This window comes from Pedobacter sp. JCM 36344 (assembly GCF_046546555.1).
In the GTDB taxonomy this organism is placed as follows: Bacteria; Bacteroidota; Bacteroidia; order Sphingobacteriales; family Sphingobacteriaceae; genus Pedobacter.
This window is the reverse complement of sequence record NZ_JBKHKK010000019.1, coordinates 1-21614: the sequence shown is the minus strand read 5'-3', so window position 1 is coordinate 21614 and position 21614 is coordinate 1. Positions and strand designations below refer to the sequence as shown.

The following is a 21614-nucleotide window of genomic DNA, read 5'->3' as shown; positions in this document are numbered from 1 at the left end:
TCGATGTTGTTATCCCAGAAGGCATCAATGAACAAAGATGCTGAGGCAAACGAAGCTCATTTAAAGGTTTATATTAATTTCTACAATACAATCAGGTGGTTTACCTCACTGAAAAGTCAAGCACCATTTGATAATTACAAACAATGGGCCCAAAAAAAATAAAAGAAGCAAAAATACACCCCAAGCAACAAAATTAATAGTGTACCTTGTAAGAATTGTCCTTCTAAAAACAGTTAATACACTAAAATGGCTAACACCCACTTTCAAAGTCAATTTTGTGTGTTATAAATTATTTAAAGTTTGTGCCATCATTACAATTACGCCTTTTAAACGTCAGATATAACGCATAAATACTTATGTTTGTATAATAAAAGAATTAAAATCAAGACAAGTTCCTACTACATATGAGTGACAAAATAACCGTTTCTTCTTCGGATTTTGAGTTGGTATCGGGACTTGAGATTCATGTGCAACTAAACACAAATACAAAGATTTTTTCATCAGATAGCGCAGCTTTTGGTGCTAAGCCAAATCAGCATATTTCTCCTGTTAGTTTGGCGCTGCCGGGTGCACTCCCAAAGCTTAATAAACAGGTAGTAGAAAAAGCTATCCGCATGGGCTTAGCGCTCAATTGCAAGATTAATCAAGTGAATTACTTCGATCGAAAGAACTATTTTTATGCTGATTTACCTAAGGGTTACCAAATTACCCAGGATAATAAGCCCATCTGCCAAGACGGATTTATCAATGTTAAATTGAGTAATGGAACAGAGAAGCGAATCAGTATCAATAGGATACACCTGGAAGAAGATGCGGGTAAAAGCCTCCATGATCAAGACGAACGATTTTCATGTATTGACTTAAACAGGGCGGGAGTTCCACTCATCGAGATTGTTACAGAACCCGATATCAGGAGCGCTGAAGAAGCCTCTGCTTTACTCACAGAAATGCGCAAATTGGTTAGGCACTTGAATGTGAGTGACGGTAATATGGAAGAAGGGAGCTTGCGCTGTGACGCCAATATTTCTATCCGCCCTAAAGGATCGGCTGACTATGGTATCCGCTGTGAGGTAAAAAATTTAAACTCAATTAGAAATGTCCGCAGAGCAATGGACTTTGAATTTGCCAGACAACGGGAAGTCATTGGCAAGGGAGGGGTGATTATTCAAAGTACCCTTAATTTTGATTCAGACCAAGGAACAACATCTCCGATGAGAAATAAGGAAGAGGCGAATGATTATCGCTACTTTCCTGATCCGGATCTTGTTCCGCTTCATATATCGGATGAACGATTAGCGCAAATTAGGGCTGAAATGCCTGAGTTGCCAGCTGTGATCCTGAAAAGATTAATGACCGATTATAACCTAGGTCTTTCAGAGGCTGCTGTACTTGGAGATGATAGCGATTTATTCCACTATTTTACATCGGGGCTTCAGAACATCCAGCAGCCAAAGAGTTTGATTAATTGGTTAACTGGCCCAATAAGAGCATTCCTTAGCGATAATAAGCTCACAATAGCCTCCTTCACGCTTTCGCCTCATAAACTTTCCGAAGTCATCAATCTTGTAGATGAAAAGCGAATTAGTCATCAAGTTGCCTTACAAAGGCTAATTCCTGATTTATTGAACAGGCCTGAAAGCGACGTTCTGCAACTATCGACAGAGCTCAATTTATTGATTAAGGACAACGCAGATGAACTGTACCAATTCGTAGAGCAGGTATTGGCTAAATTCCAGCCACAAGTACAAGCTTACAAGAATGGAAAGAAAGGTGTTCTTGGCCTATTTGTTGGTGAGGTGATGAAACTTGCCAAGGGAAAGGCGGATCCAAAGAAAATAAATGACGTATTACTTCAAAAATTAAACTCATAAACCTATGAATATATCCAGAAAACTAACCTGCATCGTAGCAGTTTGCCTAAGTTTTACCGCTTGTAAAGACAAAGATAAATTTGTTATAGAGGGAACCTTTACGAATGCTGTTCCTCAAAGTAAAGTTTATTTGTTTGGCTTAAAAGACGCAAATGCGACTGCATTGGACTCAACAGTATTTTCAGAAAAAGGTGAATTCAAGTTTACTCACGCAACACGGGGAAGCGATTTCTTTCGCATCTCTGCAGACACTAAGGAATACCTGATCATTGCAAAGAATGGTGATGAGGTCAAAATAACTGCTGATCTTACTAATCCAAACGCTGTATACAATATTTCTGGCGCTATGGAAGCCGATAAATTGCAAGAGTTGAATACAATTCAGAATCAGTATGCAGGCAGGATCGCTATCATTCAAAATGAATTCAATGCCGCGGCCGAGGCGAAACCTGAAGATAGAAGTAAGGTTCTGGAGCAAATGCAGCCCAAATACATGGCTGAAATCCAAGGTAAAAATAATGCTACCCTGAAATTTGCAGAAGACAACGTTGGAACGCTTGCTGGTTTCTACGCCATTAATTTGTTGAGTCCTATGGATTATAAAAAAGAAATGGTTGCTTATTCTGATAAAATACAAGACAAAATAAAGGGAAACCCAATGGTTGACGACTTCCTGAAACGTATGGCTATCATCAAAAAGCTTGACATTGGACTACCAGCCCCTGATTTTGAATTGTATGACGTGAATGATAAGCCCATTAAACTTTCAGACTTCAAAGGCAAATATGTTATGATCGATTTCTGGGCATCGTGGTGCGGACCTTGCAGAAACGAAAATCCAAATGTTGTAGCAGCCTACAAAACTTTCAAAGATAGAAACTTCACGATACTTGGTGTATCACTTGACCGTCCCGGAGGTAAAGACCAGTGGCTTGCAGCAATTGCCAAAGATAAATTAACTTGGACCCACGTTTCTGATCTTAAATACTGGGATAGTAAAGTGGTTCCTTTGTATGCAATCGAGGGTATTCCAGCTAATTATCTCCTTGACCCTAAGGGTACTATAATTGCTAAAAATCTATATGGTGCAGAGCTAACGGCCTTTTTAACTAAAACGTTACAATAACCCTAATTGAATGTTAACATAGCTTACCTTGTTAACAATTTGTTAACCTGACTTTAACGCTATGTTTCAATTGATTGCCTACTTTCGTAATAAATAACTAAAGCTATGAGCGCTGTAAAACAAAAAATCCTAATTGTTGATGACGAACCGGATATTTTAGAGTTAATTGAATACAACTTAAAGAAAGAAGGTTATCAGGTTTTTTTGGCAAGTAACGGCCAGGAAGGTATCAATGTGGCCAAGAAGGTTCATCCAGATTTAATTATTCTTGATATCATGATGCCAAAGATGGATGGCATTGAAGCATGTCGGATAATGCGGGCCATTCCAGAATTTAAAAATACATTCATGGTGTTCTTAACTGCTCGGAGTGAAGAGTATTCTGAAATAGCAGGGTTCAACGTTGGGGCAGATGATTATATAGCTAAACCAATTAAGCCAAGGGCGTTAATAAGTCGCATCAATGCTATATTGAGAAGAAACACGAGTCCTGATGAGATGTCGGAAAATAAAGTAGAAATTGGTGATTTAGTGATTGATAGGGAAGCATATCTCGTTTACCAAAACGGAGAGAAAGTCGTGCTTGCGAAAAAGGAGTTTGAACTTTTATACTTGCTGGCTTCTAAACCCGGAAAAGTTTACACCAGAGAATCTATTCTTAAGAATATCTGGGAGGATTCGGTGGTAGTAACAAACCGTACAATTGATGTACATATTCGTAAACTCCGCGAGAAGTTGGGTGAAACATATGTGGCCACAGTAAAAGGAGTGGGTTATAAATTCGAACTTTCTTAGTACTTTTGCCGGTAACAAGAAATGCACAGATTTGAAATATCCTTCCTTTAAAGACCTCATACTATTCGAAAACGATGATTATATCGTTGTAAATAAGCCGCCCTTTGTTGCATCACTTGATGAGCGGGGGGGTTCTGGTGAAGTAAACATTCTTCGCATGGCAAAGCATTACAGCGATGATGCACAAGTGTGTCACCGGTTGGATAAAGAGACTTCCGGCGCTATTATCATTGCCAAAACTCCAGACGCCTACCGTTCCGTAGCCATTCAGTTTGAGAAACGTAGGGTAAATAAGGTCTATCACGCAATAGTCGATGGTCAGTTCACCTTCAACGAGCTTTTCATAGACTTGCCTATTTTAAATGACGGCAACAAAAGCGTAACTATTGATAGGAAGGAGGGCAAAAGAGCGGAAACTATTTTCAATACCGTAAAGCATTACCGTCATTACACCCTTGTGGAGTGTAAGCCAATTACCGGAAGAATGCACCAGATCAGGATTCATCTCGCAACACAGCGCGCAGCTATAGTTGGTGATCATCTGTACAAAGGCAAACCTGTATTCCTTTCAAGCATGAAGAAAGGTTACCGAATTGCCAAAGACGATGAGGAGCAGCCCATCATGAAAAGATTTGCACTCCATGCCAGGTTTGTAACCTTTAAAGGACTGGATGATCAGGACATCTTTATTGATGCCCCTTATCCTAAAGACTTCGCTACGTTGGTCAAACTTTTAGATAAATTCGATTCATAAGGTAAGCTATGTACGTAAAGCTGGTAAATTATGTAGATTCCTTCAATCATTACTAGAAAACTAAGATTTTAAATAGAAATTTTATTGTAGTTGCGGCATTTATTGTGGGTGCGCTTTCTGGTTTAGCCGCCTTTCTATTAAAAGCAATAACGCATCAAATTGAGGCATTTCTCCAGCCCGGTTTTCAGTGGCAATATAAATACTACCTATTTTTCTTCTTTCCTTTTTATCGGTATCTTGCTTTTCGTGCTTTATGTTAGAAGGTTTATCAAAAACAGTAAGTTCGAAACCGGCCTCACACCAGTATTATACACTATATCTAAGAAATCAAGTAAAATTGAGTCACATAACATTTATTCCCAAATTATCACTTCGGCACTTGCTGTCGGTTTCGGTGGACCCACTGGATTAGAAGCACCAATTGTCACAAGCGGGGCGGGGATAGGCTCTATATTAGGACGTTTCCTAGGTTTCTCGTATACGGAAACAACCATGTTATTAGCCTGTGGAGCCGCCGGAGGAATTTCTGCCGCCTTTAACAGCCTCATCGATGGGATCGTCTTTGCCATAGAGATTTTACTTCCGGAGTTTATAATTCCTGCTTTTATTCCGCTTCTGCTGGCTTCAGCAACAGCGGCAGTCGTTGGCCGACTACTTTTCAATGAGCAGCTTTTCTTCCTGGTTACGGAAGTTTGGAAGATGAATGCTTTAATGTACTACGTAATTCTGGCAGTAATAATAGTCGCATTTCCCATGGCTTTTTGGTTGCATTTACTGCAAATACGCTAGAAATCGCACATCTTGACACAACCAACTTTATTGTCGCCAGTATGGCACTCATTAAGTGACATTATGCACGAACCCTTAACTGGTATATTTTTAATTGCCGAGATAACGGGTGGCTATGTGCTAATGGTACCATTAATGGTTACTTCGGCGATTCCCTATGCGATCAACCGAAGTGACAATCAACACTCTATCCATACAAAACCGCTTGCAGAAAAAGGGGAGTTGCTCTCTCACGAAGACAAAGATAGCACGGTACTCACGATGATGAAGCTTCGGTACCTGATTGAGAAGGATGACGTGATCCTGAAAAGCAATGATCAGCTGAGTAACAAAATGGGCGATATCCTGCAGTCTAAAAGAAACGTTTTTCCGGTATTAGATGATGCAAATTGTTTTAAAGGACTAGTTTACATTGAAGATATATTGAAAGATAGCGTAAAAATTCAACAAAGTATTGCTGTTTCAGATCTTATGCAACAAGCCCCTTACACAGTTACACCAGCAACGAATGTAAAAGCAGTGCTTGAGATTATGGAAAAGGAAAACGTATGGGTATTGCCAGTCTTGAATGCAGAAGGAGAATTCCTTGGCTTCGTTTCTAAAATAGCTATATTTAATAAATATTGATCTTTACTTAGTCGCTAGGCAAACTAAATGGAGTAGCTCTATTCGGCTACTCGCTTTAATCCAAATTTTTCGATCTTACTATACAAATGACTTCTTTGGATGTCAATGTCATCCGCAGTTTTAGATACGTTCCAGTTATTTTTCTCTAGTTTAAACTTTATGAATTCACGTTCAGCATGGTCTTTGTAATCCTGAAAATTATTGAATTTTTCGTAGTCTAGACCACCTTTGACTGCTGCAACCGAGCTTCCATTATCAACTGCTGCCCCAATGTTTGTTCCTCCGCCAGGATTGGCGAAAGCAACTACATCTTGCTCGGTAATTACTTTATCGCTCAAAATGATCAAACGTTCAATCATATTGTGTAACTCACGAACATTTCCTGTCCATGGCAATCGTTGCAATGCAAACATCCCACCCTCACTGATCCTTTTAACAGGCATCCCATAATCTCTACAAATGTCTTCCAGGAAGTTTTGTGCAATCTCCGGTATATCTTCAATTCGTTCTCTTAAATGTGGAACGTGAATATTTATCACGTTTAGACGGTGATACAAATCCATACGGAAATTACCATCCTCAATCTCTTTCATTAAATCCTTGTTCGTTGCTGCAAGAACACGGACGTTAACTTCCAGTTCTTTTTCACCACCAACACGACTGATTTTATGTTCCTGCAAAGCTCTTAGTACTTTAGCTTGGGCAGATAAACTCATGTCACCAATCTCATCTAAGAAAAGAGTTCCTCCATTTGCAAGTTCAAACTTACCAATACGCTGCTTTACTGCAGAAGTAAATGAGCCTTTTTCATGGCCAAAAAGTTCACTTTCAATTAATTCTGAAGGTATTGCAGCACAGTTGACTTCAATAAGGGGGCTATCGGCACGGTTCGATTTTTCGTGTAACCAGCGGGCAACCAACTCTTTACCACTGCCGTTCGCACCTGTAATTAATACTCTGGCCTCAGTAGGGGCAACGCGTTCAATCGTTTCTTTAATTTTATTGATGTTAACGGAGCTTCCGAGGATATCTCTGGTTTTACTAACTTTACGTTTTAAAACTTTAGTCTCGGTAACCAGAGTCCCTCTATCCAGGGCGTTTCTTACCGTAATTAAAAGTCTGTTTAAATCCGGTGGTTTAGAGATAAAGTCGAATGCTCCTTTCTTACTTGCCTCAATTGCAGTCTCCACAGTTCCGTGACCGGAGATCATGATAAAAGGAAGATCCGGGCTAAAAGCGAGTGCTTGTTCCAAAACTTCCATACCATCCATACGATTCATTTTGATGTCGCACAGTACCAGATCAAACTTTTTTTTCTTTATTAATTCAAGACCCTCAATACCATTGTCTGTATCTTCAACTTCATAATTCTCGTATTCTAAAATTTCACGTAAAGTGCTTCTAATCGCCCGTTCATCGTCAATTATTAAAATTTTCGCCATAGGTATTGGTCTCAGTTTTATTAGTGTGCTAATATATTACTTTTAAAATGGAATATAAAAAATGCAAGCCTATAAGCCGGGTTCTGTATCCAATAAAATTGGACTTCTATCATTAATCCAGTATAAATGTTGCCATTTATCTCTAACGACCTACCCACTAACATCGAACGAGCAGCCCTACATGCGTTAGCCTATTTGGTCTTTCAACTCCCGGGGTTTACAAATCTTCCGGTCTCCCGGAACAATCGTGAGCCCTTACCTCACGTTTTCAACCTTACCTGTGCCTTGAGAGCCATCGGCGGTTTGCTTTCTGTGGCACTTTCCATAATTCAGGTATTCATTCCTGAACCTCTTCCCGTTAGGAAGCGAGATGCTCTATGTTGCCCGGACTTTCCTCTCCGAAACGAGTTCGCAGCGATAGAACGGCTTGCATTTTTACTGCTAAAATACAAAAAAAAACTGTTGAGAACGTGTTTTTGTTCTTGGCCTGGAAAAATTAAGATAGGACGGGTTAGAATTATTTATTAATTTAAGGAAATGAAAAAAGGAAATCAATGGTTGGGCTGGAGGCTAATTTGCGGGTTAGTGGTCCTTTTGATACTGCGGAATACTGCAGAAGGCGCTGTTTCGAAATACAGCGATGTTTTTTCTGCTTCTGAAAAATTTATTAGTTCGTTGAGTTCAGAGCAAAAGGATATGGCTGTCGTGGGTTATAATCAGGCAAATGCGGTAAAATGGACCAACCTTCCGTGTGGTTTGCAATGCAGGGTAGGGATCCTTTTTGGTAGTTTATCGGCTTCGCAACTGTCTTTGGCTAAGAATGTAGCAAAGGCTGCTTTGGGGGCTTCTATTGGGGCTGGCTATGATCAGGTAATGGGTATCATGGAAGCTGATGCCTTCTTAGGTAAGGGACGTAAAGAATATTCTTCTGATAATTACATTATAGCTTTTTTAGGGATGCCTGATAGGGCTGAAAAATGGCAGCTGCAAATTGGTGGTCATCACTTAGCTGTGAACCTCACTTTTAATATGGGTCGGCAAGTCTCTGCGTCGCCATTGTTTATGGGTTTAGAGCCGCCAGAGAATACTACATTGAAAGGTAATCATGATGCATTAGTGGATGTTTTGAAATCATTAACTGATTCTCAGCTTGCAAAAGCCAGACTGGTTGAAGGTTATGGGGATGTGTTTGTGGGGCCGGGTAAAGATGGAGCGTTCCCTGTTATTAAGGCAGGCATAAAGGCTTCTGAATTAAGTCCCCAACAAAAATCAAAGGTGCTGAAAGCCATTTTACAATGGGTTCACATTGCAGATGAATCAACTGCTAAAGAACTTATGAAGACATACAGACTGGATTTAAACGACACTTTTGTAGCTTTTTATGGAGGAGTTGACCTGAGCAAAAAATCTGATTATGTTAGAATCGACGGACCAAGTGTCTGGATTGAGTTTATATGTCAGCCGGGAGCGGTTTTCCCACAAGGCATACACTACCATACCGTCTATCGCGATCATTTGCGAGACTATGCCTCCAGCTTTCAGTTCGGAAGCACAAAACAGTAGCTTATACCAGGGTCGGACTTCACTACGAACCTAATATAGGCTAAATAGTAGCTATCGCCAGCTAATTACAATTGGAAAGATCAGCTGCAACTTCATTTTGGGTGTAGTTTCCTTGCTTATTACCGAAAGTGTTGGTAACATACACAATCATCTGTGCAATATCAATGTTAGCAAAGTTGTGATCAGGCATTTTTCCCTCATATTTCTCACCTGCAACAATCATTTGCTCTGATACACCATTCTTAATCCAGCAAGCAAGTTTCTTCTTATTGGATTTAAGGAATAAGGTATCTGTAAGCGGAGGAGCTAATTTAGCCAGCCCTTCGCCGTTGGCTCCGTGGCAATTCTGACAATAAGCAATATAGAGATCGCGGCCGTTCGTGTAATACATATCCTGTTGGACCTGACGGGCATCCTGACAAGAGATCACTATCGAGGCTAAGGTTGTAAATATGATTGCTAACAATAGATAGTTTCTCACGGCTACTTAGTTTTTGTTTCAGCAAGCAAGTTTTTCAGATCCTTTTGGAGCAATTCAATCTGATCATCATTGGTACTATCATAGGCACCACGCATGCGGCCATTACCATCGATCAACAGGAACCATCCCTGATGTATGTATTTTTCCTTTTCGTTCTGGTTTTCGATCACAGCTGATAGATAGCTCTTTTCCGCAATGTTATATATCGCATCTTTAGTACCGTATGCAAATTGCCATTTGGGCCCATCGACACCTAGCTTTTCAGCATACTTCTTAAGTTTTGAAGGAATATCATATTTATAATCTATGGTATGAGATAAGAACATCAGGTTTGGCTCGTCTTTGTATTCGTCGAAAAATACTTTCAATTTTCTATGCATGGTTGGGCAGATGCTTGTGCATGAGGTGAAAAAGAAATCTGCAATGTAAACTTTGCCTTTAAAAGTTTGGTTCGTGATGCTTAAACTGTCCTGGTTTAAAAAGTTGAAGCTGGCTATTGGTGCAGGACTTAAAAACGGCAGTGGCTTTTCTTCCTTGCAGGATGAAACTAAAAATAAGACCGAGAACAATAGGCCTAACAGGAATAATTCTTTGGTTTTCATATTTCAAATGTTGTGGGGCAAATGTACAAATTGGTATTGATATCCTTTTTACATAAGTTTTCGCCAACAAGTTCTTTACTTTATTTCTTCATCAACCGGAATAGGTTTTACTTAGCTGTAAATTAATAGGGAATCTTGTGAGAATCACGAACTGTCGCGCAACTGTAAGTAACAACAAAGGTTTTTGCCAATTTATGTCCACTGTTTCACTTGGAAATGGGAAGGGTGGTAAAAATGTTACAAGTCAGAGCTATTGATTCAAGGATATTGGGGTCGCAAAAGGATAGGAGACTAATTGCCATACGAGTATGTTCCCAATTAATTCGATCTTTGCTCCTCTAATAGTAGTGGCACTCTTTAGATGTATTATTTTTTGAAATATTCACAGCGTTTAATTGGTTTAACCCCGTTGCTTTTTTATACAAGAAAGCGATCAAAGATATACGTGAATTTATTGCTGGCGACACTGCCGCCTCGACGCTGGAAGATAAGTCAGCTTATACGCTCTTGCTGGTTTCTAACGTATTCGGCGCAAAACCACAACAATTAACCAACAGTTTTTTTAACCAATCATTATTAAAAAGGAGAATTATTATGTTATACAAAACAAAATCTCGCCAGGTTGCCATACTAAAGTATTGGCTCTCAGTACCACTTTTTGCATCAATGGTCATTCTTTCATCAGCCACTGCAACTGCAGAGAAATTGACGAAAGCAATTGAATCCAGTCCAATTGTTGAGGTGCTTTCAAACCCTGAATTAAGTCCTATTGAAGAAGTGAAAAGTCCTGATTTAAACCGAAAGATTGAGACTCACAAAAAACTAAAGGCGAAGCCTGAACAGCCAAAAAACGGTAAGGTTCAAGCAGAAATTTCTGTAGTGAAAGATAGGATGAATCGCTTACAGAATATTATGGATTATATTTAGTGATTACAAGCCAAAACAATCCGACGATGAACTTAAAGATGGAGTATCTTATTTTTCATTTGATGTTAATGAAAGTAAGAAAACCAGCAATTTCAAAGTAATAAAATCTATTAATCCAGAATTGGAGCAAGATCTATTAGAACATCTTGATGCTTTTAGTGATACGGTTAGTCTAAAAAAAGGGACATACAACTTTTATCGTGGGCGGGATTACGGCTTTTTAGGCGATGACCATACTAAAACCCTTGACAAAGCTATTCATTGTATCTTTGGGTTTAAAAGTAATTTGATTTCATCTTTCATATCCCAAGATGAAACTAAATCCGAAGCTGGCAAAATAGTAAATTATGTAAAAGTGCCTTACTTTACCAATCCTATAATCGTAGTTGACGGTAAAGTTGCCAGCTATAAAGTTACCGAAAAAAGATTTAAATTAGACGAAAGTGTTTACCCTAAACAGCATAAGATGGATATCCTAAGGGGTGACAAAGGGATGGAGCTTATTGTATTTTCTTGCTATCCGAAAATCATTTTCAAATTCTCTCTCTTTTCCTGGAATAACGTTGAGCATGGTAATTTCTGTAATCATAGTTGTTTAAATTTGGATAACGCCAATATACACCATATTTGAAATACAGCTTGTATGACTCAATATTATCAATTTAGGACGATGTCAAGTTTTTCCAGGACTAAGTGCCCCTGCTACTGCACTAACGGCGTACTAACAGGGGGTAAAGAGCACATTCGTTGGGAAAAGGCATGCTTTTGCCCAACGAGTGTGCTCTGAGTTACCTAGTTGTTTCCTAGTTGTTCAGACCACAGCCTGCTAGTAAAAGTACTTTTGGAATGAGGACCGATGGTTGTCGTTTCTTATAATGAAAGTAAATAAATTCAATTAAAATAATAATTACAAAATTAATATGTGATTATTATGAAATTATTTGTTTCTTACGTTAATTATTCGTACCTTATAATATAAGATACTAATGTTCCTGAATGGAGCTTGTTAATCAGATTATCAACACCATTCGCATTAACTAGAAGCTGATTACTATCGCCGTTAACAACAGCATAACAAAGTTCGCGATCGCGACGCAACTAAAAACAATAAACTAACAGATCAAATTAAATGATCTGGAAAATGATCAGCCTCAGGCTGACATGTACAACGTTCCTCTCTTCTTAGTCACAATTCACCATTCACTTTAGGATTATTGCTAGCACTTATCCTTATTTCCAATTGCACCATGATTGATCAAATGGGAATCTTGGTTGCTCGCTGTGAAGCGTTCAGCATCGCTCTTTGACGTATTATTAAATCTTGCCCTTAGGTTTTTCTCCTAAGTTGATTGTATAGAACTATGGTGCTGCTTAGAAAACATACGATTTATCGTTAAATTCACATATCGGTCTGACTGAACGCTTAAATTCTTATGTGCGCAGTTGGCATTTTAAGTGTACACTTAAGGATTTATGTGCACATTTACCAGTTTAAGTGTTCCGTTAACCCATTTTAGGTGTAAAATCTGCTTTTTTTTAATATCAGTATTGTAGGTTCGTTTAAGCAATCAACCAATGCCGCTTCTAATTATGCTACTAAATACTTCTACATTTCCCTATTTAAGGACTACAAAGAAGAGCCTCACTGGTTTATTACTAGTTGCCTCTTCTACGTCCTGGCTTCGAGTCTGCTTCGAGTCTGCTATGTGTCTGCTTCGGCTCGGCCCGAAGGAAACAGCCATAAAACACATAGCAAAGCGGTATCCGAAAAGTTTCAGTACAAACCACATATCAACCAGAACGTTTCATCAAAGTAGCGCTTTGTCTACCTACTCTGTTTATGATGACCTGGGTAATCTGAGGTATGTAGTGCCTCCTGGTTCAGTGGGACAAGCTCTACTGAAGAAACTGACGCCAGCTTCAGTGGTTTGGTCTATACTTACCGCTATGACGGGAGGCACAGGCTGGTGAGAAAGAAACTTCCCGGTAAAGGCTGAGAGTTTATGTTTTATAACAAACTGGACCAGCTGGTGATGAGTCAGGATTCTATGCAGCAGAGTGTAAAAAAAGGTCTATGAACAAGGTTTAATTCATATTTTTTTAATGTGAATTTGTACCATGTTTGCGCCAAGAACCTTGCAGTAAATTGTAAATCAAATAGTTATAACGTGTTGTGCGATTAAAAAAAGAGACGAAAATGGATAAAAAAGTTGTGCATAATACTGAAAATCAGTATCTTAAATAGGAATTACGACCAAGTAAATTACTCTTTATGCACAACCTTTCGACCAATTTCAATCAATTTTTAGAAATAACCAAATCTGTTAATGAACACCTGGCCAAACAAATGAATGAAGGAGAAAACGTATTTATTGTAGATTCTATTCCTGTTCCAATCTGTAAAATCGTTCGGGAAAAATCCTCAAGAATATGCAGGGAAAACTTTGATACAGCTCCTGATAAAGGGTACTCCGCAGTGAATAAGACTTGGTATTTTGGATATAAAATTCATCTGGTTACTTCTGTAAAAAGGGTATTCTACTCCATGGACATCAGTAAGGCAAGCGTACATGACATCCATTATCTGAATGACATAAAGCACTCTGGATTAAATAATTGCACACTGATTGGTGACAGGGGGTATTTATCCAAAACCAGTCAGTTAGATTTATTTAATACAGTAGAAATTCAGTTAAAGACTCCTATACGTAATAATCAAAAAGACAAACAACCATTTGAGCCTGTATTCAGGAAATGCAGAAAATGGATTGAAACCTTATTCGCTTAGCTGTGCGACCAGTTCATGCTTAAAAGAAGTTATGCTAAATCTTTGAAGGGTTTAGCTAGGAGAATATTTGCCAAACTTACCGCTATTACTTGCTTGCAGGCTATCAATATCAAAAACAACAAACCCATTAATCAGCTTAAATATGCACTCGCTTTTTAATCGCACAACACGTTATTAATAATAGATTTTGTCATAGTATTCCATCAGATAAGAAAAGGGTGTAGGTTGCTTCGGTGTTGGTTCGTCCCTGGATGAACCAACACCGAAGCAATGCCAAAGCAACACTATACAGGTCTCGGGGGATAGTTTCAGAGACCTGTAACCAGATTGCTTTGGCAATCAGGGATGAAGTTGCTGATCTGGAGACTGCTGGTATCAAGATCATTCAAATAGATGAACCTGCGATTAGAGAAGGACTTCCGCTACGTAAGCAAGACTGGCAGTCATACCTGGAATGGGCGGTCAAAGCTTTCAGAATTTCTGCAAGTGTAGTTAGTGATGGGACACAGATTCACACCCATATGTGCTATTCGGAATTCAACGACTTCATTCAAAACATTACTGATATGGATACAGATGTAATAACTATTGAATGCTCCAAGTCCCAAATGAAATAGGTCCGGGTGTTTGAGATATTCATTCTCCACGTGTTCCATCTATGGATGAGATGGTTAGGTTGCTAAAAAAAGCGAAAATGGTCATCACCGCCGATCAGCTTTGGGTTAATCCTGACTGTGGTTTAAAGACGCGCCATTGGGAGGAAACTAGAAAAGCTTTAGTTGAAATGGTTGCGGCTGCAAAAGTTCTGCGGAAATCTGTAGAAGAACCCGTAACTTTGTAAGAGAACAAGGGCAGATGTATCTGTCTGCCCTTGTTTAAGAACTACAAGCACACGAATGAGAATAAGGAAAAATGCAGTGATCACTGCGGTTGGAGGTTATGTTCCGGATACGATTTTAAGTAATCATGATCTTGAGAAGATGGTAGATACCAATAGTGAATGGATCATTTCAAGAACAGGGATCAGGGAGAGAAGGATTGTTAATGACCCAAATATCGCTACATCTGATATGGCCACTTATGCTTTGCAGAAATTGATGGAGGATGGTAATGTGAGACCTGACGAGATCGATTGTGTGATTGTATCCACTTCAACTCCTGATTATGTGATGGTATCCACAGGCAGTATGGTTTGCGAAAAAGCAGGCCTTGTGAATGCCTGGGGAATAGATACCAATGCGGCATGCAGCGGATTTCTTTATGCTTTGACTTTAGGTGCAAGCATGATTGAAAGTGGTCGTTGCAAAAAGGTGGTTGTAATTGGTGCTGATAAAAACAGTTCGATAGTCAACTATACTGATCGCAATACCTGTATTTTATTCGGTGATGGCGCTGGTGCGGTCCTTTTAGAGGAAACTGAAGAGCCTGTTGGTTTGATGGATAGCTTTTTCAGAACAGATGGTAGTGGAAAGGAAAACCTGATTGTTACTGCAGGAGGCTCAAAAAATCCCGCTTCTCAGACAACGCTTGATGAAAAGCTTCATTATGTTCGTCAGGATGGTAGGGTTGTTTTTAAAGCCGCTATCCAGGGGATGACTGACGCCTGTAATGAAGTGTTGAAATCCAATGATCTGCTCAGTTCACAAATTAATTATCTAATTCCACATCAGGCCAATTTACGCATCATACAATCTGTAGGAGAATATCTAGGCTTGTCTACCGAACAAGTTAAAGTCAACATAGACCGATACGGCAATACGACTGCAGCGACCATTCCATTGTGCCTGTGGGATTTTAAAGATGACTTCAAATACGGAGATAAAATGATACTGACTGCATTTGGAGCAGGGTTTTCCTGGGGGGCAACGTACTTGAAGTGGGGCTCACTGAGGGGGCGCGATTAAACTTAAAAGCAAGCATTCTCCGCCCTAGGCCTGGCTAAGAAGCTAACTTTTACGTTTTCATCTGGTAAAGGCGTTCGTTTCTGGCAATGGGTTTTTGTTTATGAAGCGCATTATTTTATAATGCTTGTGCTGCGTTGAGGGAGCTGGCTAGATTAATATTACTATTAACATCATGACAATAGAAGAAAAGATAGAGGCTTCGGAGACGAGGGTTTTTAAGACAGTGTTTCCAAATACTACCAATCATTATGACACCTTATTTGGTGGTACAGCAATGATGATGATGGATGAGGTTGCCTTTATTGCAGCTACCAGATTTAGCAGGCAGATCATGGTCACAGTTAGTAGCGACAGGATTGACTTTACGAAGCCTATTCCAGCAGGTACTTTTGTGGAGTTGGTTGCAAGAGTTATACATGTTGGCAATACCAGTATGAAAGTTCGCGTTGATATTTTTATAGAGCAGATGTACTCTAATGAGCGCGAGAAGGCTGTTTCTGGAGAATTTTCGTTTGTGGCTATTGATGAAAATAAAAGACCTGTAACAGTTATCAGGTAGTCAGCTCCATTTTTTACTACATTTGCTTCAATGTTATTAAGACCCATATCCATTTTGCTTTTGTTGAGTTTGCTTACCGCGAACTGTTCAAGCTTATTTGTGTATATGGGGTTTGAATTAAACAAGCAATTTATTGCTACCGAATTATGTGTCAATAAGGATAAACCTGAGATGCATTGTAATGGTAATTGCTATTTAATGAAAAAGTTAAAGCAGGCGCAGGATAAGGAACAAAAGCAAGAGCGCCAGGCTCAAAAGACGCATGTTCAGGACGCCCTGATTGTAAGTCCACTAAAATTCGAGCGTTACGCTTTCGCAGAGGTAGTGCTACATATTCCTTTTTCTATGGGCATGCCTCAGTCTATCAAAGACGCTATTTTCCATCCTCCTCAAGAGGCGTAAGTTCCATGTTTAGGCATGTTTTGCCTAAAATCAGGTATTAATTCTTTATCATTTAGAACTTATTTTAATGAGAAATATAGTATTATTCCTATTTCTAATAGGAGTGGTTTTGGGCTGTGTCCAACCAAAAAAAACAAACGATTATAAGGTAGTCAGACACGAGGTGATGCAATTCCACGATGTGGTGATGGAAGATCAGGGGATAATCGTAAAGAATCAAATGAAGCTGGATACGCTTTTAAAAGACCTCAAAGGTCTAAAAGCCAAGTATTCTAATGTGGATACGCTTCAAGAGTCAACAGCGCTTAAATCCCTTATAGGAGATCTTGTTAAGGCCGATGACGATATGAACAATTGGATGCACCAATTTGAACCGGACATAACTGGCAAATCAAACGAGGAAGCAGTGGCTTACTTTCAGGCTGAAAAGAAGAAAATATCTGCTATAGATAGCGTCTATAAGAAAGAGATCAAGACTTCAGGCGACTACCTTAAAAAGTTCAACAAGTGATGACCAGTGAATGGGAAAAAGTTTACAGACACGACTTATAGAACGATACCCCCGTTTCTATTAAGAAATCAAGATAGTACGATAGTGACCAACAAAGACTTTAACAACAAGATTTATGTTGCCGACTTCTTCTTTACTTCCTGTCCGACTATTTGTCCTGTAATGCATCGAAACTTACTTAAGGTCTACGAAAAGTTCAAGGGCAATCCCAACGTTAAATTAGCTTCTCATACGATTGATGTGAAGTACGATACCCCTTCTCGAATGAAAAAGTATGCAAACAAATTGGGGATTGAGGGAATACAATGGGAGTTTTTGTGGGGCACGAGAAATGAAATATATGCTTTAGCTGAGCGAAATTATATTGTTGCAGCTCAAGAAGATGTGCGTGCACCTGGTGGATTTGTTCATCAAGGCTACTTGATCTTAGTCGATAAGCAAAAACGGATACGAGGAGCATATGATGGCACACTGACAACCGAAGTAGAAAAATTAATTAAAGACATGGAGATACTACTGCAGGAAACAGCGAAGTAGATCCAAATTCAACAAACAAGAAAACATGAAAAATATATATTTAGCATTGCTTTGTGCAATGATGTTATTGTTATCCTGCTCGAAGGAAGATGAAACAACACCAGATTTTAATGAATCAAAACTCGCTCAATTGTCTGTGGAGTTTGATAATATTGTTGGCGACCGGACATTAACAATGAACAATTCGACAAATTTATATGTCAATGCGGCCAACGAAAAATTCTCGATATCATCCCTACAGTATTTTATAAGCAATATTGAGGTAACTACTACTGCAGGAAAGGTTTATGTAGTTAAACAAGACAGTAGCTACTTTCTTATCAGTGGTGCGGATAAAGCTACGCGATTCGCAAAGGTCAGCGTTCCAGAAGGAGATTATTCCAAATTAAAGTTTACACTTGGGGTTGATAGTTTGAGGAGTACAATGGCATTGGATAAGCGGACAGGTGTTTTGGATCCCGCATACGGCGGGGGTCATGATTTTTCAGGAATGTATTGGGGATGGAACTCGGGTTATATCTTCTTCAAATTTGAAGGGAATGCTGAAGTGATCTCAAATGATGTGAATGGGGATCCAACCAGAAAGCATCAATTCAAATATCATATTGGTGGCTTTGGCGGCTACTCGGCACCTACGTTAAACAACATCAAAAATGTCACGATGGATTTGACCGCTGGCGGAGTTGCAAAAGTTAGAACAGGTCGCCAAAGCAACATTCACGTCCTGGTAGATTTAATGAAGGTATTCAACGGGAAGAAGAACTTTTCTATTGCCGTACATCCGACCGTAATGTTTAGTGATTTCAGCACCAATGTAGCTGCAAACCTCATTGAAATGTTCAAACACGACCATACAGAAAATTAGAATGGCTGTCAGAAAAAAATGGACCGTTCTTCTTGTATCCTTAACTTTTGTTTTGGCGTGTAAGAAGGACACTCCTTTATGTTTCAGGAGGCCATGCGGCATCTTTGATTTTGGGGGCAGAATTTACCTTCAAAGGCCTTTCTCTAGGTGCAAACTTTCAGAAGGTAGCTTCACAGAATTTGGCTGGAGGTAGAGCGAGTGCTGGAAATAGAATGATGGTACACGTTTCTTTACCTTTCTAAGGCTAAGGTTGAGCAATGTTTTTCTAACTTTAAACCTGTAAAGATGGTGCAAAAAGTGCTGCCGTCTTAGGCGTTTATAAATGAAGAACAACGACAATTATAATTTGGAGCATGTGGATTTTTCTAAACTTGGGAAGATTCTTTCAGATGACCGTTCTTCTGTGCTACCTAAAGGGTTGAATGATCAAGATAAAATGGTGCTGATATTTAGTCAGCACCGTTTTTATAGAAATTTGGTTATCGAACTTGCCGTCGCGCCGATGACAAATGCCGGAAGGATAAAAAATCCATTAAAATTTTTGGATGCTACAGACCTGATCTGGAAAACCAATAACCAGGATGAACTTAAGTTTTACAGCGGTGTTTCCAAGTTCAAAAACAATTATAGTGATGCTAAATCAGACTCTGATCTTGAAGGTCTTAAGGCCCTAGCACGTAACCCATTAAAGTTACCTGTCTACATTCATGACGAGAAGATTTCGAGTACAATCAACGCTGCTTCCTTGCTTCCTGCTCAGTTACATGTGCTTGACATCGATTTAACCCTGACGGTAAATAAGAAAGGAGAATTTTATGAACTATCTGGCAAGCTGTTTCTTGCCAATATAGATTATTCGATCACAAATATTAAACTCAAATACCACTATTTTATTCAGATAAAGGAGCGGTTGTACCTTGTTGACAATCCATATTTCCTCGATGTTCTGGAATTCTTTAAGCAGCATAGTGACATTATTGTCGTGCACGAATCCGACTATGAAGCATTTCAGGAAAATGTATTATCGAAAATCGAGGAGAAGATCAGAATCAATTATTCCTATCTCAAACCTGCTACAAAAAAACAGATCGAAGAAAAGGGTTTTGACTTAGAAAATGAACAGATAGTTTACTTATCAGAATCCGGTGAATTTGTTTTGATCACACCTGTCATGAGGTACGGCAGTCTTGAGATCCCGGTGATCTCTCAAAAACGAATAAGGTCTAAGGATCGCCTTGGTAACATGTTTACCCTTGACAGGGACGAAGAAAGGGAATTGCAGTTGATTTCAGATATCGGTAAAGCTCACCCACTTTTTCAGGAACAGCTGGACGAGTTTCCTGATCAAAAGCATGCGGATTGTTTTTACTTACACAGGAAAAGGTTTGTAGAGTCGGGATGGTTCCTTGATGCTTTTGAAGCCTGGAGAAGTAAAGGTATCGCTATTCTAGGTTTTAATGAGCTGAAAGAGAATAAACTCAGTCAGTATAAGGCCGACATTTCCATCAATGTAATAAGTGGAATGGATTGGTTTGAAACTGCAATAAAGGTAAAATTCAACAAGCAAACGGTTGCATTAAAACATTTGCATAAGTCGATTAGAAACAAGAGCAAATTTGTACAACTAGATGATGGTACCATGGGAATTGTGCCTGATGAATGGATAAGGAAATTCGAAAGTTACTTTTCTTCTGGAGAGCTAGTGGATGACAAGATTAAAATCTCTAAGATCAATTATAATGCAGTAGATGAACTGTATGAAGATGAAATGCTCAATCAGGAAGCCAGGGACCAGTTGGTGTTTTATCGGAAGGCACTATCTGACTTTGAAAGCATCAAAGCAATTGGAGTTTCTAAGGATCTAAGAGCAGAGTTAAGACCTTACCAGCAGGACGGATTGAACTGGCTTAACTTTTTGGACGACTTCAATTTCGGTGCATGTCTGGCCGATGATATGGGATTGGGCAAAACCATTCAGGTTATTGCTTTCATTCTTTCTCAAAAGGAAAAAATTGGCGACAATACAAATTTAATAGTAGTGCCGGCCTCATTGATCTATAACTGGCAACAAGAGGTTTCCAAATTCGCACCGGTATTGCGGTTACTTACTGTATATGGCTCAGATCGCGTCAAGATCATCGATGAATTTCCAAATCACGACATTGTGCTCACATCGTATGGCACCTTGCTTGCCGATATTAAGTTCCTGAAAGATTACCGTTTTAATTATATCTTTTTAGATGAGTCGCAAACCATTAAGAATCCAGACTCACAGCGATATAAAGCTGTACGTTTACTTCAATCACGCAATAAAGTCGTGTTAACAGGAACACCAATAGAAAACAATACCTTCGATTTATACGGTCAGCTGTCTTTTGCTTGTCCTGGATTGCTTGGGACCAAAGAACAGTTCAAGCAACTGTATTCAGTGCCTATCGATCAATTCAAGGATAGCGGTAGGGCTAAAGATCTTCAACGGAAGATCAACCCTTTTATATTAAGGCGAACCAAGCAGCAGGTTGCTAAAGAGCTCCCTGATAAAACGGAGATGACTATTTACTGTGAAATGGGTCTGCGACAGCGGGAGGTTTATGATGCAGCTAGAACAGAGATTCGGGATTTCCTCATGGGAAGATCTGAAGATCAGCTTGCGAAAAGTAGCATGCATGTTTTACAAGGCATTTCAAGGTTGAGGCTGATATGTAATTCAACAGCGTTGTTAAAAAATGATGAGCACTACGGAAATGCGTCTTCGAAGATGGATGTGTTAATAGAACAGATTCAGAATAAGTCGCCTAACCACAAAATACTTGTATTCTCGCAATTTGTAACTATGCTTGATCTTATCAAAACAGAATTGCTAAATAACAATATTCAGTTTGAATACCTTACCGGACAGACCAGAGACAGGGGAAAAGTAGTTGATTCATTCCAAAACAATCCGGATATCAAGGTATTTTTAATCAGTTTGAAAGCAGGAGGAACGGGCTTGAATTTAACGCAGGCGGATTACGTTTATCTTGTTGACCCATGGTGGAATCCCGCAGTGGAGAATCAGGCGATTGACCGTG

The 21614-nt window shown here is 39.3% G+C and carries 22 protein-coding genes, 1 other RNA gene, 1 pseudogene and 1 riboswitch; of the genes and pseudogenes, 20 read left to right on the top strand and 4 right to left on the bottom strand.

Going from position 1 to position 21614, the window contains the following annotated elements; all coding sequences use genetic code 11:
• Positions 1-404: 404 nt before the first annotated feature.
• From gatB to ACHFIZ_RS16195, 6 genes are all read left to right on the top strand, one after another.
• Positions 405-1871, top strand: coding sequence for an Asp-tRNA(Asn)/Glu-tRNA(Gln) amidotransferase subunit GatB (gene gatB / locus ACHFIZ_RS16220; RefSeq protein WP_410887726.1), 1467 nt, complete (start codon positions 405-407; stop codon positions 1869-1871).
• Positions 1872-1875: 4 nt separating this feature from the next.
• A complete protein-coding gene (locus tag ACHFIZ_RS16215) occupies positions 1876-2997 on the top strand; it encodes a redoxin domain-containing protein (protein ID WP_410887724.1) in 1122 nt (373 codons plus the stop codon).
• 105 nt (positions 2998-3102) lie between these two features.
• Complete coding sequence (locus tag ACHFIZ_RS16210) at positions 3103-3792, top strand: response regulator transcription factor (protein WP_410887722.1); 690 nt, start codon at positions 3103-3105, stop codon at positions 3790-3792.
• Between the two features lie 31 nt (positions 3793-3823).
• Positions 3824-4546 carry an RluA family pseudouridine synthase gene (locus ACHFIZ_RS16205; RefSeq protein WP_410887720.1) on the top strand — a complete coding sequence of 241 codons (723 nt, stop codon included), beginning with the start codon at positions 3824-3826 and terminating at the stop codon, positions 4544-4546.
• A 159-nt stretch (positions 4547-4705) separates the two neighbouring features.
• A complete protein-coding gene (locus ACHFIZ_RS16200) occupies positions 4706-5335 on the top strand; it encodes a chloride channel protein (RefSeq protein WP_410887718.1) in 630 nt (209 codons plus the stop codon).
• A gap of 12 nt (positions 5336-5347) precedes the next feature.
• Complete coding sequence (locus ACHFIZ_RS16195) at positions 5348-5962, top strand: CBS domain-containing protein (RefSeq protein ID WP_410887716.1); 615 nt, start codon at positions 5348-5350, stop codon at positions 5960-5962.
• A gap of 38 nt (positions 5963-6000) precedes the next feature.
• Here the strand turns inward: ACHFIZ_RS16195 and ACHFIZ_RS16190 are convergent, their stop codons facing one another.
• Both ACHFIZ_RS16190 and rnpB read right to left on the bottom strand, forming a co-directional pair.
• Positions 6001-7404: a sigma-54-dependent transcriptional regulator gene (locus ACHFIZ_RS16190; protein WP_410887714.1), complete on the bottom strand. Its 1404-nt coding sequence runs from the start codon at positions 7402-7404 to the stop codon at positions 6001-6003.
• Between the two features lie 56 nt (positions 7405-7460).
• Positions 7461-7838: RNase P RNA component class A (rnpB, locus tag ACHFIZ_RS16185), an RNA gene on the bottom strand.
• Between the two features lie 103 nt (positions 7839-7941).
• On the opposite strand from rnpB, the gene ACHFIZ_RS16180 reads away from it, so the two are divergent.
• On the top strand, positions 7942-8967 hold the full coding sequence (locus tag ACHFIZ_RS16180; RefSeq protein ID WP_410887712.1) for a DUF3500 domain-containing protein: 1026 nt from the start codon (positions 7942-7944) through the stop codon (positions 8965-8967).
• 61 nt (positions 8968-9028) lie between these two features.
• Here ACHFIZ_RS16180 and ACHFIZ_RS16175 read toward each other — a convergent pair whose 3' ends face one another.
• Both ACHFIZ_RS16175 and ACHFIZ_RS16170 read right to left on the bottom strand, forming a co-directional pair.
• On the bottom strand, positions 9029-9448 hold the full coding sequence (locus tag ACHFIZ_RS16175) for a c-type cytochrome (protein WP_410887710.1): 420 nt from the start codon (positions 9446-9448) through the stop codon (positions 9029-9031).
• A 2-nt stretch (positions 9449-9450) separates the two neighbouring features.
• Positions 9451-10050, bottom strand: coding sequence for an SCO family protein (locus ACHFIZ_RS16170; RefSeq protein ID WP_410887708.1), 600 nt, complete (start codon positions 10048-10050; stop codon positions 9451-9453).
• An 85-nt stretch (positions 10051-10135) separates the two neighbouring features.
• Positions 10136-10323, top strand: a riboswitch (cobalamin riboswitch).
• A 321-nt stretch (positions 10324-10644) separates the two neighbouring features.
• Here ACHFIZ_RS16170 and ACHFIZ_RS16165 point away from each other — a divergent pair.
• From ACHFIZ_RS16165 to ACHFIZ_RS16105, 13 genes and pseudogenes are all read left to right on the top strand, one after another.
• Positions 10645-10977, top strand: a complete 333-nt coding sequence (locus ACHFIZ_RS16165; RefSeq protein WP_410887706.1) for a hypothetical protein — start codon at positions 10645-10647, stop codon at positions 10975-10977.
• A gap of 121 nt (positions 10978-11098) precedes the next feature.
• Positions 11099-11608: a hypothetical protein gene (locus ACHFIZ_RS16160; RefSeq protein ID WP_410887704.1), complete on the top strand. Its 510-nt coding sequence runs from the start codon at positions 11099-11101 to the stop codon at positions 11606-11608.
• Positions 11609-12567: 959 nt separating this feature from the next.
• Positions 12568-12948, top strand: coding sequence for a hypothetical protein (locus ACHFIZ_RS16155; RefSeq protein ID WP_410887702.1), 381 nt, complete (start codon positions 12568-12570; stop codon positions 12946-12948).
• Positions 12949-13249: 301 nt separating this feature from the next.
• Positions 13250-13765, top strand: coding sequence for an IS982 family transposase (locus ACHFIZ_RS16150; protein WP_410887700.1), 516 nt, complete (start codon positions 13250-13252; stop codon positions 13763-13765).
• Positions 13766-14073: 308 nt separating this feature from the next.
• Positions 14074-14606: pseudogene (locus tag ACHFIZ_RS16145) on the top strand (5-methyltetrahydropteroyltriglutamate--homocysteine S-methyltransferase); the annotation flags it as partial.
• 55 nt (positions 14607-14661) lie between these two features.
• Positions 14662-15669, top strand: a complete 1008-nt coding sequence (locus ACHFIZ_RS16140; RefSeq protein WP_410887699.1) for a beta-ketoacyl-ACP synthase III — start codon at positions 14662-14664, stop codon at positions 15667-15669.
• A 172-nt stretch (positions 15670-15841) separates the two neighbouring features.
• Positions 15842-16228, top strand: a complete 387-nt coding sequence (locus ACHFIZ_RS16135; RefSeq protein WP_410887697.1) for an acyl-CoA thioesterase — start codon at positions 15842-15844, stop codon at positions 16226-16228.
• A gap of 198 nt (positions 16229-16426) precedes the next feature.
• Positions 16427-16630 (top strand): hypothetical protein, encoded by a 204-nt coding sequence (locus ACHFIZ_RS16130; RefSeq protein ID WP_410887695.1) that lies wholly within the window; start codon positions 16427-16429, stop codon positions 16628-16630.
• Between the two features lie 67 nt (positions 16631-16697).
• The gene (locus ACHFIZ_RS16125; protein WP_410887693.1) at positions 16698-17141 is read left to right on the top strand and encodes a hypothetical protein; all 444 of its coding nucleotides are present in this window, start codon (positions 16698-16700) and stop codon (positions 17139-17141) included.
• A 6-nt stretch (positions 17142-17147) separates the two neighbouring features.
• Positions 17148-17678, top strand: coding sequence for an SCO family protein (locus ACHFIZ_RS16120; RefSeq protein ID WP_410887691.1), 531 nt, complete (start codon positions 17148-17150; stop codon positions 17676-17678).
• 25 nt (positions 17679-17703) lie between these two features.
• Positions 17704-18543 (top strand): MbnP family protein, encoded by an 840-nt coding sequence (locus ACHFIZ_RS16115; RefSeq protein ID WP_410887689.1) that lies wholly within the window; start codon positions 17704-17706, stop codon positions 18541-18543.
• Positions 18544-18590: 47 nt separating this feature from the next.
• The gene (locus ACHFIZ_RS16110) at positions 18591-18785 is read left to right on the top strand and encodes a hypothetical protein (RefSeq protein ID WP_410887687.1); all 195 of its coding nucleotides are present in this window, start codon (positions 18591-18593) and stop codon (positions 18783-18785) included.
• 80 nt (positions 18786-18865) lie between these two features.
• Positions 18866-21614, top strand: a 2749-nt coding sequence (locus tag ACHFIZ_RS16105; RefSeq protein ID WP_410887685.1) for a DEAD/DEAH box helicase, incomplete at its 3' end; no start/stop codon positions are given.

Coding starts and splice junctions, on each gene's coding strand:
- ACHFIZ_RS16165 (WP_410887706.1), top strand. CDS start 10,645: ATGTTATACAAAACAAAATCTCGCCAGGTTGCCATACTAAAGTATTGG.
- ACHFIZ_RS16140 (WP_410887699.1), top strand. CDS start 14,662: ATGAGAATAAGGAAAAATGCAGTGATCACTGCGGTTGGAGGTTATGTT.
- ACHFIZ_RS16115 (WP_410887689.1), top strand. CDS start 17,704: ATGAAAAATATATATTTAGCATTGCTTTGTGCAATGATGTTATTGTTA.
- ACHFIZ_RS16135 (WP_410887697.1), top strand. CDS start 15,842: ATGACAATAGAAGAAAAGATAGAGGCTTCGGAGACGAGGGTTTTTAAG.
- ACHFIZ_RS16210 (WP_410887722.1), top strand. CDS start 3,103: ATGAGCGCTGTAAAACAAAAAATCCTAATTGTTGATGACGAACCGGAT.
- ACHFIZ_RS16155 (WP_410887702.1), top strand. CDS start 12,568: ATGCTACTAAATACTTCTACATTTCCCTATTTAAGGACTACAAAGAAG.
- ACHFIZ_RS16150 (WP_410887700.1), top strand. CDS start 13,250: ATGCACAACCTTTCGACCAATTTCAATCAATTTTTAGAAATAACCAAA.
- ACHFIZ_RS16170 (WP_410887708.1), bottom strand. CDS start 10,050: ATGAAAACCAAAGAATTATTCCTGTTAGGCCTATTGTTCTCGGTCTTA.
- ACHFIZ_RS16190 (WP_410887714.1), bottom strand. CDS start 7,404: ATGGCGAAAATTTTAATAATTGACGATGAACGGGCGATTAGAAGCACT.
- ACHFIZ_RS16130 (WP_410887695.1), top strand. CDS start 16,427: ATGAAAAAGTTAAAGCAGGCGCAGGATAAGGAACAAAAGCAAGAGCGC.
- gatB (WP_410887726.1), top strand. CDS start 405: ATGAGTGACAAAATAACCGTTTCTTCTTCGGATTTTGAGTTGGTATCG.
- ACHFIZ_RS16180 (WP_410887712.1), top strand. CDS start 7,942: ATGAAAAAAGGAAATCAATGGTTGGGCTGGAGGCTAATTTGCGGGTTA.
- ACHFIZ_RS16215 (WP_410887724.1), top strand. CDS start 1,876: ATGAATATATCCAGAAAACTAACCTGCATCGTAGCAGTTTGCCTAAGT.
- ACHFIZ_RS16125 (WP_410887693.1), top strand. CDS start 16,698: ATGAGAAATATAGTATTATTCCTATTTCTAATAGGAGTGGTTTTGGGC.